The sequence below is a fragment of the Janthinobacterium sp. SUN118 genome (assembly GCF_030397695.1).
In the GTDB taxonomy this organism is placed as follows: Bacteria; Pseudomonadota; Gammaproteobacteria; order Burkholderiales; family Burkholderiaceae_D; genus Janthinobacterium.
In genome coordinates this window covers 99,585-115,973 of the sequence record NZ_JAPUBV010000003.1, presented here as the reverse complement: position 1 = coordinate 115,973, position 16,389 = coordinate 99,585, and the positions used below count along the sequence as shown (strand labels likewise).

Here is a 16,389-nt window from a genome sequence, read left to right as displayed (position 1 = left end):
TAGCGCCATGCAAATACATGGCACCAAATGTATTTAACCGAAAAAATCGATTACTTACGTTTAACTGGATGCGGGTGTAAAACCCAAAGAATTATTCACCACTCAGCGAGTGGGAGTACTGCGAAGCAGAAGGTGAAACGCGGTGTAGCTGTTGTAAATATGACTCAAGTATAACGCAAAAAGCCCGCAAAGTCCAATGGCTTTCCAAATAGAAATGTGCTAGCAATGTTCGCCAGCGTACAGTCAAGTGCGGAACAAGGGGGTAAAGCGGCGAAAAGAAGCCAGTTTCCTGCGTCTTTTCGCCCTTCGCTGCGGCGCCATTCCTACCACCAAAAGTGGCGCCAGACAAGCGGCTGCAAGGCCGTCAGGCTGGCTCGGTAAACACCTTGCGCATCTTCTCGGCGATCTTGCCTTCAATCGTGGAGGCGAAGGCGCTGAGCATGAAACCCAGCTTGATTTGCAGTTGCGCCTGCTCTTTTTCAAGCGTCAGCGAACCATCGACGCCGCTGCGCTCGAAACGCAGCACGTCGCCATCCCAGGCGCACGCCAGGTCATATTCCTGGGCCAGCTTGTCGGCCACTTGCTGCGCCGCTTCACGCGCCTTTACCGCTGTCAGCTTATGTTGCTGAACTATATTTATATCCGCCATCAAACGATCCTTTTATTAAAAACGGGGGCAATACGGCCAGCATCATACCAGCCGCGCTGCGGCAGGCGCGGCCGCGGCCAGCGCCGGCACACCGAAAAAACCTGCATTTTCCTCGGCATCGCTTGCGCTGCATCAAACCGTAGCAAGCGATGCGGGCCGACTATTCCTGTTCCAGCTGCGCGTGTCTTGGAGAGCTATCATGGACCAGAAAGTCATCGTGCCGGTCGAAGCCGTGCTGACCCAATGCGTGTCCCTGCCCGTCGGCTATGTCCCCACGCCGTCGGCGCCCTACCGCCAGCACCGCAAGAATGCGCAGCTCACCCTGCAGCCGGGTCCGCCCCGCGTGCTCGATCCCGCCACGCGCAAGCTTGAGGCCGTGCCCATCGGTTCGCGCGTGCTGATCTGGAAGCAGGATCCGTCCGTCAGCGAGCTGGGCACGCGCAAGGCCTTCCTGCCCGGCCTGATCCTGCAGGGCCCGCGCGACGCGCGCATCACGTTTGGCGAACCGGGCATCGCCCAGGTCAGCCCGAATGCCTTCGGCGACTTCATCGTCTCGCCCAATACCGACCAGTTCGACGCCGTCCACACTTATGCCATCGTGCGCATGACGCTCACCATGTACCAGCGCGCGCTGGCCAGCAACGACACGGCGCCGCCGCTGCCATGGCAATGGAATAGCGCCAGCAACACGGCGCCCCTGCGCGTGTTTCCGCACGGCTTGCCCAATGTCATGAACGCGTATTACAGCCGCAGCGACAAGGCCCTCAAGTTCGGCGACTTCATCCCCAGCGGCGCCACCGAGCGCGTCTACACCTGCCGCTCGCTCGACATCGTCTCGCATGAAACGGGTCACGCCGTGCTCGATGGCTTGAAGCCGAATTGGCTGCTCAGCAACAATCCACCGCAGACGGGCGGCTTGCACGAATCGTTCGGCGACCTGACGGCCATCTTCCTGGCCCTGTCGCAGCTGGACCAGGTGGAAGCCGTGATTGCCCAGACCAAGTCCGACCTGCACGACAAGACCTTCCTGGCCGACCTGGCCGAGCAGTTCGGCCTGGCGCTGGGGCGCCCGAACGGCTTGCGCAATGCCGACAACGACATCAAGCTGTCCGAAGCGGGCACGGAAGTACACGCCATCTCGCAAGTGTTTACGGGCGCCATCTACGACATCCTGGCCGACATCTTTGCCCACGAACGCCAGCCCCAGCTGGAAGACGACGCGGCCGTGCTGCACCGCTGCGGCGATTACCTGCGCAGCCTCGTCCTGCGCGCCCTGGTGGCATCGCCCGACCAGGCAGCCACCTACGCCGACGTGGCCAACCACATGCTGACGATTGCCCAGGCCGACGGCAATGGCGCCTACCTGGACTTCATCCGCAACAGTTTTACCGTGCGCGAAGTACTGAAGGCCGGCGCCATGACGACGGACGTCCAGATGCCGTTTGCCGCCGATGTCGTCGACGAAGATGGCGCCGTGCAGGACCGGCGCGCCTGCTGCGGTACCATGAACCATGCGGAATACAGCGAATCGGACCAATTGCTCGAAGCGGAACGCGAGGCGCTGGCAGCCTGGTGCCGCAGTTATGGCCCCCGATAATGGCCCCCGCTAGTCACCGTAACCGGCACCCCGCCAGACGCGACACGCAGCGCAGATGACAGCCACACCACCACCATCCACAGCAGGGAGGAGCATGAAAATTTCAGCCCGCAGCAGCGGCGGCTTTGCCGGCCTGAGCGAACATTATGAAATCGATACGCAAGCCCATCCCGCCGGCCGCAACCTGGAGGCGGCGCTGGCCAGCAGCGGTTTTTTCACCCAAGATCAAGCTGCAGGCGTGCAGGTCGGCGCCGACATTCCCCAGTGGAGCATCACGGTCGACGCGCCCGCCGCGCGCCGTACGATCACGTTTGCCGAGGATGGCAGCGCTGAAAATGCGCGCTGGCAACAACTGGTGGCGCAGATACGCGCCAGCGCATGAGTTTTCTGCCATTTAGTTGTACCGCTCTTGATTTGAGTAAAGCAAAAACACCACATGCCACGGCGCTACGCCACCTGCCCTGCATTGCCACACGGCAGGCGACTGTCGCTTTCTTGCCGCGTTCTCCATGCCAACGTCATGGATAGTCGTCGAACTGCCCTCTCTGCGCAGCAACGGCGCCGCCAAAAAATGAATTTGCTTATATGTATTGTATATAAGCGGGATTTGTGAGAAATAGCGAATTGCCTTAAAATACAATGCTTTGCTTTAGTATGCGCCGCCGAGGTTCCTGCAGGCGCTACAGCACCTCCCCCATATTGATAGGACTGTTATGACCCACGTTGTCACCGAATCCTGCATCGCCTGTCGCTATACCGACTGCGTCGATGTCTGCCCGGTAGATTGTTTCCGGGAAGGCCCGAACTTCCTGGCAATCGATCCGGACGAATGTATTGACTGCGCAGTCTGCGTGGCAGAGTGCCCGGTGAACGCGATTTTCGCGGAAGAGGATGTGCCGGGCGACCAGCAAGCCTTCATCAAGATCAACGTCGATCTGGCCCGTAACTGGCCTTCGATCACCAAGACCAAGGCGGCATTGCCGGAAGCCGAGCAATACAAGGACGTCAAGGACAAGCTCGACATGCTGGTGCGCTAAGCACACGGCAGATTCGGCCAACAATGCGCACCGGGGCACGCCCCGACAGCGGCGCAAGCGGGCCATCGACACAAAAAAAGCAGCGGAAACGCTGCTTTTTTACTTTTAAAACATGATTGCCTGTGCAACCACACAACTGTGGCGCGCCGTCACAACTATGCGCAAACTGTGGCCCTGTGCGCGGTAAAGCACATTTTGTCCTCAACAAACATCGTAAAATTGGATTATGATATTTGAGCCGATATTGGCGCTTGGAATCAAACAAGGACTCTATATGCTTTACCAACTGCACGAACTGCAACGCTCCTTCCTCACTCCGGTGATGCAATGGGCAGACATGTCCTCCAAGTTATTTACCAACCCGGTTTCTCCACTGGCCCACACCCCGTTTTCGCAACGCATCGCAGCCGGCTACGAGCTGATGTACCGCCTTGGCAAAGACTACGAAAAACCACAATTCGATATCCAATCCGTTCTCGTCAAAGGCGAGAGCGTCGACATCCTCGAACACGTTGTCGTGACAAAACCGTTTTGCCGCCTGATTCACTTCAAAAAAGAAGCCACTGGCTTGCAACAGCCCAAAGTTTTGCTGGTTGCCCCCCTGTCCGGTCACCACTCGACCCTGCTGCGCGATACCGTGCGCGGCTTGCTGGCCGAGCACGATGTCTACATCACCGACTGGACGGACGCGCGCATGGTACCGCTGACGGAAGGCCCGTTCCACCTGGACGACTACATTTATTATGTGCAAGAGTTCATCCGCCTGCTGGCGCCTGATTTGCATGTGATTTCCGTCTGTCAACCGACCGTGCCCGTGCTGGCCGCCATCTCGCTGATGGCGACGGCGAAAGACCCGCACATGCCGAAAACCATGACCATGATGGGCGGTCCGATCGACCCGCGCCGTTCGCCCACGCAAGTGAACAACCTGGCGACGGAAAAGAAATTCTCGTGGTTTGAAAACACCGTGATCTATGCGGTGCCGCCGAACTACCCGGGCTTTGGCCGCAAGGTATATCCGGGCTTCCTGCAGCATGCCGGCTTCATCGCCATGAATCCGGGCCGCCACGCACAAAGCCACCGCGAGTTCTACATGCACCTGGTGACGGGCGACGACGAGCCGGCGGAAGGCCATCGCCAGTTCTACAACGAGTACAACGCCGTACTCGACATGCCGGCCGAGTACTACCTGGAGACGATCAAGACCGTCTTCCAGGAATTCAGCCTGCCGATGGGCACGTGGAAGGTCGGCGGCCAGCTCGTGCGTCCGCAAGACATCACGAATGTGGCGCTGTTCACGGTGGAAGGCGAACTGGACGACATTTCCGGCGCCGGCCAGACGCAGGCGGCGCACGACTTGTGTTCCGGCATACCTGCCGACATGCAGCAAGACTTCGTGGCACCAAAATGTGGCCATTACGGCATCTTCTCGGGCCGCCGCTGGCGCGAAATCATTTGCCCGAAAATCGGCGAATTCATCCAGAAGCATTCCTGATCCGCATTATTCCCGCCAAAACGGCACGCCAAGCATCGCTGGCGTGCCGTTTTTTCATGCGCGTTCGATTTTCACCGTCGGGCGCGTATTGACAAAGATCTGCTCGACTCTCGGCTCGCCCGGCCCCGGCTTCTTCATCGCATAGCCATTCACCGGTTGCGAACGGTTTACCCACAGCGCGTAATACAGGTGATCGGCGCGTGGATCTTCCGTATTCGGATGGATCAAGATCGTCAGGCCCAGGCTATTCAGCTGCAGCCACGGCACGATCACGGGCAACAGATCATTGGTGAAACCGAAATAGAACGACGGCGTCACGTGCGGGCCGCGCGGTTCCAGGTTCCAGTCGCCCAGTTCGATCTGGAAGCGCTCGGCAGCCCACTTGCGTATCAGCGCCGCCTTCTGGTAGCTGTCTTCGTCAAAATAGATGTGCGCGTGATAACTCTCGATATCCGTGTAGGCGCGCGGCTTGCCCGGCAAGGTTTCCTCGCCGGGCCGCACGCTGACGGGACGGGGCGTGGGCGCCGTCTCCGTATGCTCGCCCCACGGACTCTTGCCCGGCACCGCTGGTTTGACGTCTTGCACGCGCTTGACGGCACCATCCTGCGCCAGGGCGGTACCGGCCAGGCCCGAAGCGGCCAGCGCCGCCACCAGCCCGCCGCCCCGCAAGACCGTGCGGCGCTGCGGCGACAGCAGATTCGCCCATTCCAGGTCGATGGCCACGTGTTGATTGTTGTCAGACATGGTAAGTTCCTAATTTAGATGAGTAATAAAGCGTGCTCAAGGAAAAGGCCAGGGCCAGGCATAAGGCCGAAGACAGTACGAACGTACGGCAAGGCAACGCCGCCATGGCCTTTTTTGAGCACGATTAAAAGGACACGGTGGCGCGCGCGTAGTAGTAGCCGCCCAACACGCCCAGCGGCCCCGAGTTGTCATACGCGCCCGTGTACTGCGCCAGGTTTGACGCGCTGCGCGCCTCGCGCGGCACCTGGCTCGGCTTCTGGTCGAACACATTGTTGGCGCCCACCGTCACGTTGATGCGCTTGCTGACGTCATAGCCGACGCTGATGTCCGTCACGAAGCCGGCCTTCAGCTGGTAGTCACCACCCGTGATGGCGTTCAGGCGCTTGAGCTTGCCGTAGCGCGTCTCGCGCACGTTCACCGTCCAGCCCGCTTTTTCATACGCCAGCGTGACAATTTCCTTGTCGCGCGGCGCCCGGTACAGCAAGTCGTACTCGGCCGACTTGCTCAGGGTGCCGATGTTCGGCAAGCCTTGCAGCACGGCCGGCAGCTCCGCCTTGCCCACCAGGCTAGTGCGGTTGAAATTGGCCGCCGCCGTCCAGCGCAGCTTGCCGTCGGCCACGCGCAGCACGTCCTCGGCCGTGAAGTCGATGCCGCGCGTGCGCGTGTCGCCCACATTCGCAAAGTAATGGGCGACAAGGCCATTGCCCACCGTCAGCCCCGCCGAGCGCAGCAGGTTTTCAATCACGCTCGCCTGTGCCGCCGTCAAGGGCCGGCCACTGCCGTCCAGCGCCACGCCCGAACTGCGGTCGATGCCGATGTTCGACGACACGCCCAGGCGGTCGCTGACCTTGATTTGATACGCGTCAACGGCCAGGCGCAAGGTCGACGTAGGATGGAACGTCAGGCCAGCCGACAGATTCGTCGATTTTTCCGGCTTTAAAGGTTGCGCGCCGAGGGCCCGCGCCGCAGCCGAATTCGGTTGCGCCAGGGTATAGGGCACGCCCGCATGGTCGGACGTGTTCGAGTACGATTGCGTCACCAGGCTCGGCGCGTGGAAGCCATTGCTGACGGTGCCGCGCACGGCCACGGCGGGCGTGACGTCATAGCGCGCGGACAAGCGCCCCGTCGTCTTGCTGCCGAAGTCCGAATATTTCTCGGCGCGCAGGGCCGTGTCGAGCAGCAACTGCGGCGTCAGTTTCGCGCCCAGGCCGATATATGCGGCATAGCTGTGACGCGCCGTGTCGGATGCGTCGACGGGCAGGTAGCCGGCCAGTGCCGACGAGCCGCTGCCTTGGTAGGACGCAGGCTCGCCCGGGCTGCGCTGCTGCGTTTCATGCGAGTATTCAAGACCGACGCTGAAATCGGCCGGCTCGGCCCATCCCAGCTGCACGGGACGGCGCAGGTCCGCATTCGTCGTCGAGCGCCTGTAGCGCTGGTTTCCAATATCAAAATCCGTCTTGCCGCCAGGGTAAGTGAGCGAATAGTTGGCCGAGTGCTCCACGCCCACGTCGATATCGTCGCGGCCATACGTCGTGCTCAAGTCCCAGGCCCAGCCGCCCGTCTCGCCCTTGATGCCGCCCGTCAGCGAAAAATCGTTTTCACTCGTCGTTTCATACGGCGTGAAACCATCCGGATACACGGACAGCAAGCCACGGTTGTTATTGAAGATGGTATTGGGCAAGCGGAAATTCTGCGCCGAACGGGCGTCGCGGTGCGCATACGTGCCGAAGCCGTACAGTTGCACGTCGGGCGACACGTCATAGCCGAGGTTGGCGCTGAGCGAGGCGGTCGTGCTTTGCGGCACGCCCGTGTTGCGCCACGGATTGCTGTTGCGCGTCGCTTCGGCCGGGTTCGGCGAGGCGCCGGCCGGCAAGCTGTTGTTCGGTCCCAGCTTCACCAGCTGGCCGTCGCTGTTGCGCACGGCCGGATACGACAGGTAGCCGGGGTTCAAGCCGAAGTTACGCACGGCAATGCCCTGGCGCTGGACTTCGGCGCCGAAGTGGGCAAAGCCGCGTTCGCCCAATCGCGTGCCGCCATCGACGCGCACGTAACCGTTCGTGCCATCGCCCGCGTAGGTGGAACCGAGTTGCGTGCTGGCGCTGAGCTTGTCATCCGACTTCAGGATGATGTTGATGACGCCGGCGATGGCATCGGAACCGTAGATGGCCGAGGCGCCATCGCGCAGGATTTCCACGCGGGCAATGGCGCCCGTGGGAATCAGGGCCAGGTCGGTGGCGACGGAACCGGGAAAGCCGTCCTCATTGACGATGGCCGTCGTATGCCGGCGCTTGCCATTGACCAGCACCAGCGTGTGCGATGGGTCCAGGTTGCGCAACTGCCCCGCGCGCACGATGCTGCCCAGGTCGGGCTGCACGCGGGCTGGCAAATTGAACGACGGCAAGGCCGTGTCCAGCGCATCGAGCAGGTTCAGCTTGCCGGTCGCCAGCAGTTGCTGCGCGCTGATCACGTCGATGGGCGCGGCGCTGTTGGCCACCGTGCGGCCCGTGCCGCGCGCGCCCGTGACGATCACGGCTTCCAGCGGGCTGGCGCCCAGCACGCCGTCGCCTGCCGGCGCCGTTTGCGCATGGGCCACGCCGGACGCGGTCAGCACGAGCATGGCAGCCGGCACGGCTTGCGCCAATTGCCGCAAGCGCGGGGTGGAGCCTTGCCTGTCATTCAGTTGCAGCATACGAAAACATCCTTTCAAGAGTCGTCAACACAGTGGTTGCAGACTAAAGGATGGACAAACAAACAAGAACGAATGGTTTCGTATTTAGATATTTCGTTTTGGCAACGTGCAACAGCGGCGCGTCAGGGAGACGATGGCGCCGTGGCCAGGCTCTGGTCGAGGCGCTTCCAGTAATCGCGTTCGAGGCGGGCCGTGTCGACGTCGCGCGCCGCCTCGTTGAAACGCTTTTGCCACGCCGCGCCTTCCGCATCGCGCTGGAAGCACACGTGCACGGGACGCTCCTTGAAGACGGACTCGATGGTGCCGATGCGTTCGCGCTCGGCCTTGCTGAAATTGCGGCCCATCAGCAAATGCTGCAAGACATGGCGCTCGATGACGATCACGCGATAGCGCTTGATCAAGAGTTTCTTGAGGTTGGTGGCATCGTTCAAGCCTTCTTCCGTCCTCAGCTCGCCGCGCGCCACCATGCCATCGAACTGCTCGCCGTTCGAGTAGCCGGCCACGGTGCCGATGCGCAGCTTGCCCAGCTCGGCCAGGCTGGCGCCAGGGACGCCATCTTCCTTCAGATACGCGAGCACGCCCTGCGTATTGCCAACCGGAACCGAGAAGTGGCAGAGTTTTTCCCGTTCGGGCGTGCGCCAGACGGCCAGGAAACCCGCGTAACGGGGGCTGGCCAGGCCGAACTGCATGGCGCGCTTCCATGGAAAATACTCGTATTTGGCGACATAGCCCATGCGCTCGAAGATGGCGCTGACCATCGCCCCTGACATGCCATCGGCAGGCAGGCTGCGGCTGATGAACGGTGGCCAGTCTTCCGCGGCGAAGCGGACGATGCGCGAAGCGGAGGCGCCGGGCGCCGCCATGGGAGAGGCCGCCTGGGCATGGGCCACGGCAGACAGGACGAATAAACAGAAGGGTAAACCAACTGTCCGGAGGAAACGCATGCTCTGCTCCTATGGCCTGCTCGCCTTGCCGGGCAAGTGCGATGACAGGACTGGCGGTCGGCTTTCTTGATGACTTTCTTGATAAAAATCATGCTCCCATAAAAAAAAGAAATTTCAAAGTTGTTTATTTGCACTTTGACATTCCCATGGGAAATAAAATACGATTGCGGCGCGCCTGCAACAGCCGTGCTCCCGGCACGCTATCCCCTGCCGCAAGACAGGTTTTTCCTTGTGCGCGGCCCGGATGGCCGATAATGGCGTTTTACCGTGGAAGATGACCGTGCCGCACCCTGCCCCTCCCTCACTTGCCGACCAGATCGAAGATGTGCTGCCGCAGACGCAGTGCACCAAATGCGGCTACAACGGCTGCCGCCCGTATGCGGAAGCGATCGCCGCCGGCAATGCCGACATCAACCAGTGCCCGCCCGGCGGCGCGCAAGGCATCGTGCGCCTGGCCAGCTTGCTGGGCAAAAAAGTCATTCCGCTCAATCCCGTCAACGGCCTCGAACGTCCGCGATCCGTCGCCTATATCGACGAATCGCTGTGTATCGGCTGTACCCTGTGCATCCAGGCCTGTCCCGTGGACGCCATCGTCGGCGCCGCCAAGCAGATGCATACGGTGGTCAGCAGCCTGTGCACGGGCTGCGACCTGTGCGTGGCGCCCTGCCCCGTCGACTGCATCGTCATGTACCCCGTCAGCGGCGACGCCACGGGCTGGGATGCCTGGAGCCAGATGGAGGCGGACGACGCGCGCGCGCGCCACGATTTCCGCACGCAGCGCCTGCGCCGCGAAACAGAGGAAAACGAGGCGCGCCTGGCCGCCAAGGCCGTCGCCAAGATGCGGGAAGTGACGCAGGAAGTCCCCGTCACGCCCGACGAACAGGCGGAAAAGGAACGCAAGCGCGCCATCATCGCCGCCGCCATGGAGCGCGCGCGCGCCAAGGCCGCGGCCGCCAGCACGGACACCTCCCAGCCAGCCCCTACCACCCCGAAAAAAGACGCATGAACGCTGCCAAACGCCTGGAAATCTTTACGCGCTTTCGCGCCGCCAACCCTTCCCCGAAAACGGAACTCGAATACACGACGCCGTTCGAACTGCTGATCGCCGTGCTGCTGTCGGCGCAGGCGACGGACGTGTCCGTCAACAAGGCCACGCGGCTGCTGTATCCGGTCGCCAATACGCCGGCCCAGATGCTGGCGCTGGGCGTCGACGAGCTGGCAAGCTATATCCGCACCATCGGCCTGTTCCGCACCAAGGCGAAGAACGTCATCGCCACTTGCCAGATCCTGCTCGAGCAGCACGGCGGCGAAGTGCCGCGCGACCGCGCCTCGCTGGAAGCGCTGCCGGGCGTGGGCCGCAAGACGGCCAATGTGGTGATGAACACGGCGTTTGGCGAACCGACCATGGCCGTCGACACGCATATCTTCCGCGTCTCGAACCGCACGGGTATCGCGCCGGGCAAGAATGTCGATATCGTCGAGCAGAAGCTGCTGAAATTCATCCCCAAGGAATTCCTGCACGACGCCCACCACTGGCTCATCCTGCATGGCCGCTACACGTGCACGGCGCGCAAGCCGCAATGCTGGAACTGCATGATCGCCGACCTGTGCGATTACAAGGACAAGTCGCCGATGCCGGCCGTGGTGTAAGGCAAAAAAAACGGCCCGCAAGGGCCGTTTTGACATCGTGCTGCCTGCAAGTAAGCGCTTACAGCAAGACCATATTGTCGCGATGAATCAGCTCATGGCCTTCCATGTAGCCGAGAATCGCCTCGATTTCCGTGGAAGGTTTGCGCATGATGCGGCGCGCTTCGCCGCTCGTGTAGTTCGACAGGCCGCGCGCCACGGGCACGCCGGCGGCATCGACGCAGGTGATCACGGCGCCACGGCCGAACTCGCCATTCACGCCCGTCACGCCGATCGGCAGCAGGGACTTGCCTTCCTGGCGCAGCTTTTGCACGGCGCCCGCGTCGAGCACGACGGCGCCGGCCGTATGCAGGTGATCGGCCATCCACTGCTTGCGCGCCGTCAACTGCCCCGTTTGCGCCCGCAATTCCGTGCCGATCGCCTCGCCCTGGGCGAGACGGCTAAGCACGTCGCTGTCGCGGCCCCAGGCGATAATCGTGTGGGCGCCGGACTTGGCGGCGCGCTTGGCGGCGAGGATCTTCGTCAGCATGCCGCCGCGCCCCAGGCTGCTGCCGGCGCCGCCGGCCATCGCTTCCAGGGCCGGATCGCCGGCGATGCCCTGCGTGATCAGGTATGCGTTGGGGTCCTTGCGCGGGTCGGCCGAGAACAGGCCGTGCTGGTCCGTCAGGATGACGAGCGCATCGGCCTCGATCAGGTTGGCGACCAGCGCGCCCAGGGTGTCGTTGTCGCCGAACTTGATTTCATCGGTGACGACCGTGTCGTTTTCATTGATGATCGGCACCACGCCCAGGCGCAGCAGCGTCGTCAGGGTGGAGCGGGCGTTCAGGTAGCGTTCGCGGTCGGCCAGGTCGGCGTGCGTGAGCAGCACCTGCGCCGTGCCCAGCTGGTGGGCGCGGAAGCTGCTTTCATAGATTTGCGCCAGGCCCATCTGACCCACGGCGGCACACGCCTGCAATTCGTGGATATCGGTGGGGCGCTGCTCGAAACCGAGGCGCAGCATGCCTTCGGCGATGGCGCCGGAGCTGACGAGCACGACTTCCTTGCCCAGCGCACGCAAGCCGGCTATCTGCGCGGCCCAGCGCGCGATGGCGGCATGGTCGAGTCCGCGGCCGTCGTTGGTGACCAGCGAGGAGCCGACTTTGATGATGATGCGGGTAGCTTTTTGAATCACGGAATCCATGGGGCGGCGCTCTTCACTTAATAAACGTCAGCGCGCAGGACGCAGCAGCAGCAAGAGCAGCCCCGCCAGCAGTTCCATTGCGCACATGAACAACACAAAACCCTGGGGCAAGCCGAAGCTGATGGCCGCGAATAAACGGCCGGCGGGCTGCGCCAGGACCAACATTGCAGTGATATCGCTGAAGACGGGCGGTTCGCCCTGCCGTGCCGCGAACAGCGCCAGGAGCGCGGTAGCGCCCCAGACACCGACATGGGAAGCGTAGAACTGGCTGTAGCCGTTGACGCCATTGAGGAAGATGCCCATGCCGGCCGCCATCTCGTCGGCGAACAGCAGGCAGGCGACCGCGCTCAGCCCGTAAGCATACGCGATCAGATGCAATACACGGCGCTGCCACGCTTGCTTGCGCGCTGGCGCGACAGCGGCCGTCTGTACCGACATCAGGGTAACGCTTAGTCGAGAATCTTGAAACGCGGATCATCCGGGTCGATCGACGAGATACCGCGTGCTTCTTCGGTCATCTGCGTTTCTTCGGCACGGCTTTCGCTGTGTTTTTTCTCTTCCAGATGCTGGTAAATCGCATTCACCAGTTCCGGGCAACCTTGATGGTTCAGCGCGGAAATCTCGAAAACGGGACCTTTCCAGGCGAAACGCTTGAGGAAGTCCTTGACGATCTTCTTGCGCTCTTCTTCCGGCACCATGTCGAGCTTGTTCAACACCAGCCAGCGCGGCTTGTCGACCAGCGACTCGTCATATTTCTTCAATTCCTTGACCAGCGCCTTGGCTTCCTTGACAGGATCGACATTGGTTTCAAACGGCGCCAGGTCGACGATGTGCAACAGCAGACCCGTACGCTGCAAGTGGCGCAGGAATTGATGGCCCAGGCCCGCGCCTTCGGAAGCGCCTTCGATCAAGCCGGGAATATCGGCGATCACAAAGCTCTTCTCGTGCGACACGCGCACGACGCCCAGGTTCGGGTGCAGGGTGGTGAAGGGATAATCGGCAATTTTCGGGCGCGCGTTCGAGACGGCCGAAATGAACGTCGACTTGCCGGCGTTCGGCATGCCCAGCAGGCCCACGTCGGCCAGCACTTTCAGTTCCAGGCGCAGTTCGCGGCGTTCGCCTTCCTTGCCTTCGCCTTTTTGGCGCGGCGCGCGGTTGGTCGAGGACTTGAAGTGGATATTGCCCCAGCCGCCTTCGCCGCCCTTGGCCAGCAGTTCGATCTGGCCGTGTTCGGTCAAATCGGCCAGGATTTCGCCGCTCGCGTTGTCGATGATCAAGGTGCCAACGGGCATGCGCAGGTGGATGTCATCCGCGCCCTTGCCATAGCAATCTGCGCCACGGCCAGGCTCGCCATTGCGAGCCTTGTGCATTTTGGAGAAACGGAAATCGACGAGCGTGTTGATATTGCGGTCGGCGACGGCCCAGATGGACCCGCCCTTGCCGCCATCGCCGCCATCGGGACCGCCGAAAGGCCGGAATTTTTCACGGCAGAAAGAGGCGCAGCCGTTGCCGCCATCGCCCGCGATGACTTCGATTTTTGCTTCGTCGATAAACTTCATAATTTTGCCGCCATAAAACTAAAAAGGCTCTACCTTGGGCAGAGCCTTTCGATTGAAGGCTTGCGCCTTACATCATGCGATCACAGCGGAGCATGCGCTCCGCGATGAATTACGCTGGTACTGCTTCGTTTGGTACAACGGTCACGAATTGCTTCGAGCCAGCACCTTTGACAACGAACTTCACTTTGCCAGCGATCAACGCGAACAGAGTGTGGTCCTTGCCCATGCCTACGCCTTCGCCGGCGCGCACTGGGGTGCCGCGTTGACGAATGATGATGCCGCCAGCATTGATAGCTTGGCCGCCGTAGACTTTAACGCCCAGACGCTTTGATTCTGAATCACGGCCGTTTCGCGTTGTGCCGCCGCCTTTTTTATGTGCCATTTAAGACTCCTTGATAGCTGATTAATTCAAACAGCGGCGATTAGCCGTTGATCGAAACGATTTGGATTTCGGTAAAATTCTGGCGATGGCCTTGATGCTTTTGGTAGTGCTTACGACGACGCATCTTGAAAATTTTGACCTTATCATGGCGACCATGCGCCACAACCGTAACCAGTACCGTTGCACCTTCGACCAATGGCGCACCAAATTTAATGGTGTCGCCCGCGCCTACTGCGAGAACTTGATCGATGGTGATTTCGGAACCAATGTCTGCCGGTATCTGTTCTACTTTAAGTTTTTCGCCAGCGACAACTTTGTATTGTTTGCCACCGGTTTTTATGACCGCGTACATGATTTGAAACCTCATCAAATGTTGAAAGAATTTGTCCCACCGCTCTGCAAAGCAAGCCGTACACAACAGGGGGAACCTGCAATTATACATGGCCTGTGAAATTGCGTCAAAAACTATTCACAAAGGCCGATGATCGTGGTATGTCGACAACCTGGACATCATGTCAGGCTTGCGCAAGGCGGACAGGAAAAGCCGCGCCCATGACAACAAGCACAATCAATTGCTCTACAGTCATAGGCAAACATCACGCGCGTGCAAGCCATGTCGTATAATCTCGGCACCCACAATCTATTGCAGGTTCGCCTTGTCTGACGCTAACAAACACGTTAACCAAAACACCATCGTGCAAACGATTGCCGCCGATATGGACGCAGTCAATACGGTGATCCGCCAAAAACTGCATTCCGATGTGATTCTGATCAACCAGATCGCCGAATACATCATCAGCGCCGGTGGCAAACGCATCCGCCCCGTGCTGATCTTGCTGGTGGCCAATGCCCACGCCTATCGCGGCACGGCGCACCATGAGCTGGCCGCCGTGGTCGAATTCATCCACACCGCCACCCTGCTGCACGATGACGTCGTCGATGAATCGTCGATGCGCCGCGGGCGCCAGACGGCCAATGCCCTGTTCGGCAATGCGGCCTCGGTGCTGGTGGGCGACTTCCTGCACTCGCGCTCGTTCCAGCTGATGGTCTCGCTGAATAATATGCGCGTCATGCAAATCCTGTCCGACGCCACCAACGTGATCGCCGAAGGCGAAGTGCTGCAGTTGCTGAACATGCACGATCCCGACGTGACGCAAGAGAGCTACCTGAACGTCATCCGCTCGAAGACGGCGAAACTGTTCGAAGCATCGGCGCAACTGGGCGCCCTGATCGCCGGCGCCAGCGAAAACGACATCGAAGCGGCTGCCGAATACGGCCGCTCGCTGGGCACGGCCTTCCAGCTGATCGACGACGTGCTCGACTATGCAGGCGACGCCACCGAAATCGGCAAGAACGTGGGCGACGACTTGCGCGAAGGCAAACCGACCATGCCGTTGATCTGGCTGATGGAAAACGGCACGCCGGAACAGCGTGAACTGGTGCGCAGCTGCATCGAACAGGGCGACGAACAGCATTTCGACGCCATCCTGGCCGCCATCACCAGCAGCGGCGCGCTCGACTACACGCGCCAGCAGGCGGAAATCGCCGGCCAGCGCGCCGCCGATGCCATCGCCGGCTGGCCCGACAGTGTCTACAAGCAATCCATGCTGCAACTGTGCTCGTTTGCCGTGGACCGCAATCACTGATCGCGTTTGACCAGCCTCCATAAAAAACGGCGCCAGTGGCGCCGTTTTTTATTGCTTGTCATTATTTGCGGCTCGCCATCTGCTATTTACTGCTTGCTCTCATGCTCCATGGCCGCGCCCGCCAATGCGCGCACGATGGCCGGCTCCGCTTCCAGCCGCTCGCTGTAGCGGCTGCCCAGGTAATCGCGGCGGTCGCGCACCAGCAAGGTAAATTTGTACAATTCCTCCATCACGTCGACCAGGCGTTCGTAGTACGGCGACGGCTTCATGCGGCCGTCATCGTCGAATTCCTGATACGCCTTGGCCACCGACGACTGGTTCGGAATCGTGACCATGCGCATCCAGCGTCCCAGCACGCGCAAGCCGTTGACGGCGTTGAACGATTGCGAGCCGCCCGATACCTGCATCACGGCCAGGGTCCGTCCCTGCGTGGGACGCACGCTCCCCGTTTCCAGCGGCAGCCAGTCGATCTGCGATTTGAACACGCCCGTCATGGCGCCATGGCGTTCGGGACTGCACCACACCTGCCCTTCCGACCACAGCGACAGTTCGCGCAGCTCCTGCACTTTCGGATGCTCGGGCGACACGCTGTCGACCATGGGCAAGCCGTGCGGATCGAACACGCGCGTGTCGGCGCCGAAATGGCGCAGGATGCGCTCCGCCTCCAGGGTCATCAGCTTGCTGTACGAGCGCTCGCGCAGCGAACCGTACAGTAGCAAGATGCGCGGCGCATGCGTCGACAGCTGTGCTGGCGCCAGCTTGTCCAGGCTGGGCACGTCCAGGTGGGCGGCGCTGATATTCGGCAGATCCTCCATGCTTC

At 61.1% G+C, this 16,389-nt stretch carries 17 protein-coding genes; 7 read left to right on the top strand and 10 right to left on the bottom strand.

The window, feature by feature from the left end:
* Positions 1-364: 364 nt before the first annotated feature.
* The gene (locus O0880_RS19665; RefSeq protein ID WP_071325161.1) at positions 365-649 is read right to left on the bottom strand and encodes a polyhydroxyalkanoic acid system family protein; all 285 of its coding nucleotides are present in this window, start codon (positions 647-649) and stop codon (positions 365-367) included.
* Positions 650-848: 199 nt separating this feature from the next.
* On the opposite strand from O0880_RS19665, the gene O0880_RS19660 reads away from it, so the two are divergent.
* The 4 genes from O0880_RS19660 to phaZ all read left to right on the top strand — a co-directional run bounded on the left by O0880_RS19660 (position 849) and on the right by phaZ (position 4,778).
* Positions 849-2,246 (top strand): hypothetical protein, encoded by a 1,398-nt coding sequence (locus O0880_RS19660; RefSeq protein ID WP_289888275.1) that lies wholly within the window; start codon positions 849-851, stop codon positions 2,244-2,246.
* 94 nt (positions 2,247-2,340) lie between these two features.
* A complete protein-coding gene (locus tag O0880_RS19655) occupies positions 2,341-2,628 on the top strand; it encodes a protealysin inhibitor emfourin (protein ID WP_071325163.1) in 288 nt (95 codons plus the stop codon).
* Between the two features lie 331 nt (positions 2,629-2,959).
* Positions 2,960-3,283, top strand: a complete 324-nt coding sequence (gene fdxA / locus O0880_RS19650; protein WP_010395176.1) for a ferredoxin FdxA — start codon at positions 2,960-2,962, stop codon at positions 3,281-3,283.
* Between the two features lie 274 nt (positions 3,284-3,557).
* The gene (gene phaZ / locus O0880_RS19645; RefSeq protein ID WP_071325164.1) at positions 3,558-4,778 is read left to right on the top strand and encodes a polyhydroxyalkanoate depolymerase; all 1,221 of its coding nucleotides are present in this window, start codon (positions 3,558-3,560) and stop codon (positions 4,776-4,778) included.
* Between the two features lie 54 nt (positions 4,779-4,832).
* On the opposite strand, the gene O0880_RS19640 is transcribed toward phaZ, so the two are convergent.
* The 3 genes from O0880_RS19640 to O0880_RS19630 all read right to left on the bottom strand — a co-directional run bounded on the left by O0880_RS19640 (position 4,833) and on the right by O0880_RS19630 (position 9,155).
* Complete coding sequence (locus tag O0880_RS19640; protein ID WP_289888268.1) at positions 4,833-5,522, bottom strand: DOPA 4,5-dioxygenase family protein; 690 nt, start codon at positions 5,520-5,522, stop codon at positions 4,833-4,835.
* Positions 5,523-5,646: 124 nt separating this feature from the next.
* Positions 5,647-8,211: a TonB-dependent receptor gene (locus O0880_RS19635; protein WP_289888267.1), complete on the bottom strand. Its 2,565-nt coding sequence runs from the start codon at positions 8,209-8,211 to the stop codon at positions 5,647-5,649.
* Positions 8,212-8,333: 122 nt separating this feature from the next.
* The gene (locus O0880_RS19630) at positions 8,334-9,155 is read right to left on the bottom strand and encodes an ABC transporter substrate-binding protein (RefSeq protein ID WP_289888266.1); all 822 of its coding nucleotides are present in this window, start codon (positions 9,153-9,155) and stop codon (positions 8,334-8,336) included.
* 274 nt (positions 9,156-9,429) lie between these two features.
* Between O0880_RS19630 and rsxB the strand changes: the two genes are divergently transcribed.
* Both rsxB and nth read left to right on the top strand, forming a co-directional pair.
* Positions 9,430-10,161: an electron transport complex subunit RsxB gene (rsxB, locus tag O0880_RS19625; RefSeq protein ID WP_289888265.1), complete on the top strand. Its 732-nt coding sequence runs from the start codon at positions 9,430-9,432 to the stop codon at positions 10,159-10,161.
* Entirely contained in the window at positions 10,158-10,805 is a 648-nt protein-coding gene (nth, locus tag O0880_RS19620) for an endonuclease III (RefSeq protein WP_289888264.1), read from the top strand. Before rsxB ends, nth begins: the two co-directional genes overlap by 4 nt.
* A 58-nt stretch (positions 10,806-10,863) precedes the next feature.
* Here the strand turns inward: nth and proB are convergent, their stop codons facing one another.
* The 5 genes from proB to rplU form a co-directional block, all read right to left on the bottom strand.
* The gene (gene proB, locus O0880_RS19615; protein ID WP_071325169.1) at positions 10,864-11,982 is read right to left on the bottom strand and encodes a glutamate 5-kinase; all 1,119 of its coding nucleotides are present in this window, start codon (positions 11,980-11,982) and stop codon (positions 10,864-10,866) included.
* A gap of 27 nt (positions 11,983-12,009) precedes the next feature.
* The gene (locus O0880_RS19610; protein WP_071325170.1) at positions 12,010-12,420 is read right to left on the bottom strand and encodes a hypothetical protein; all 411 of its coding nucleotides are present in this window, start codon (positions 12,418-12,420) and stop codon (positions 12,010-12,012) included.
* 11 nt (positions 12,421-12,431) lie between these two features.
* Positions 12,432-13,541 (bottom strand): GTPase ObgE, encoded by a 1,110-nt coding sequence (gene obgE / locus O0880_RS19605; RefSeq protein ID WP_071325171.1) that lies wholly within the window; start codon positions 13,539-13,541, stop codon positions 12,432-12,434.
* Positions 13,542-13,650: 109 nt separating this feature from the next.
* A complete protein-coding gene (rpmA, locus tag O0880_RS19600; protein ID WP_070219281.1) occupies positions 13,651-13,923 on the bottom strand; it encodes a 50S ribosomal protein L27 in 273 nt (90 codons plus the stop codon).
* 40 nt (positions 13,924-13,963) lie between these two features.
* Complete coding sequence (gene rplU / locus O0880_RS19595) at positions 13,964-14,275, bottom strand: 50S ribosomal protein L21 (protein ID WP_038500602.1); 312 nt, start codon at positions 14,273-14,275, stop codon at positions 13,964-13,966.
* 304 nt (positions 14,276-14,579) lie between these two features.
* Between rplU and ispB the strand changes: the two genes are divergently transcribed.
* A complete protein-coding gene (ispB, locus tag O0880_RS19590) occupies positions 14,580-15,569 on the top strand; it encodes an octaprenyl diphosphate synthase (RefSeq protein ID WP_071325174.1) in 990 nt (329 codons plus the stop codon).
* Positions 15,570-15,655: 86 nt separating this feature from the next.
* Here ispB and arsH read toward each other — a convergent pair whose 3' ends face one another.
* A complete protein-coding gene (gene arsH / locus O0880_RS19585) occupies positions 15,656-16,384 on the bottom strand; it encodes an arsenical resistance protein ArsH (RefSeq protein WP_071325175.1) in 729 nt (242 codons plus the stop codon).
* Between the last annotated feature and the right edge of the window lie 5 nt (positions 16,385-16,389).

What these genes read in the sequence shown, in the direction of transcription:
- phaZ (WP_071325164.1), top strand. Translation starts at nt 3,558, where the DNA reads ATGCTTTACCAACTGCACGAACTGCAACGCTCCTTCCTCACTCCGGTG.
- rpmA (WP_070219281.1), bottom strand. Translation starts at nt 13,923, where the DNA reads ATGGCACATAAAAAAGGCGGCGGCACAACGCGAAACGGCCGTGATTCA.
- obgE (WP_071325171.1), bottom strand. Translation starts at nt 13,541, where the DNA reads ATGAAGTTTATCGACGAAGCAAAAATCGAAGTCATCGCGGGCGATGGC.
- O0880_RS19610 (WP_071325170.1), bottom strand. Translation starts at nt 12,420, where the DNA reads ATGTCGGTACAGACGGCCGCTGTCGCGCCAGCGCGCAAGCAAGCGTGG.
- arsH (WP_071325175.1), bottom strand. Translation starts at nt 16,384, where the DNA reads ATGGAGGATCTGCCGAATATCAGCGCCGCCCACCTGGACGTGCCCAGC.
- rplU (WP_038500602.1), bottom strand. Translation starts at nt 14,275, where the DNA reads ATGTACGCGGTCATAAAAACCGGTGGCAAACAATACAAAGTTGTCGCT.
- nth (WP_289888264.1), top strand. Translation starts at nt 10,158, where the DNA reads ATGAACGCTGCCAAACGCCTGGAAATCTTTACGCGCTTTCGCGCCGCC.
- O0880_RS19640 (WP_289888268.1), bottom strand. Translation starts at nt 5,522, where the DNA reads ATGTCTGACAACAATCAACACGTGGCCATCGACCTGGAATGGGCGAAT.
- O0880_RS19655 (WP_071325163.1), top strand. Translation starts at nt 2,341, where the DNA reads ATGAAAATTTCAGCCCGCAGCAGCGGCGGCTTTGCCGGCCTGAGCGAA.
- O0880_RS19635 (WP_289888267.1), bottom strand. Translation starts at nt 8,211, where the DNA reads ATGCTGCAACTGAATGACAGGCAAGGCTCCACCCCGCGCTTGCGGCAA.
- O0880_RS19630 (WP_289888266.1), bottom strand. Translation starts at nt 9,155, where the DNA reads ATGCGTTTCCTCCGGACAGTTGGTTTACCCTTCTGTTTATTCGTCCTG.
- O0880_RS19665 (WP_071325161.1), bottom strand. Translation starts at nt 649, where the DNA reads ATGGCGGATATAAATATAGTTCAGCAACATAAGCTGACAGCGGTAAAG.
- fdxA (WP_010395176.1), top strand. Translation starts at nt 2,960, where the DNA reads ATGACCCACGTTGTCACCGAATCCTGCATCGCCTGTCGCTATACCGAC.
- O0880_RS19660 (WP_289888275.1), top strand. Translation starts at nt 849, where the DNA reads ATGGACCAGAAAGTCATCGTGCCGGTCGAAGCCGTGCTGACCCAATGC.
- proB (WP_071325169.1), bottom strand. Translation starts at nt 11,982, where the DNA reads ATGGATTCCGTGATTCAAAAAGCTACCCGCATCATCATCAAAGTCGGC.
- rsxB (WP_289888265.1), top strand. Translation starts at nt 9,430, where the DNA reads ATGACCGTGCCGCACCCTGCCCCTCCCTCACTTGCCGACCAGATCGAA.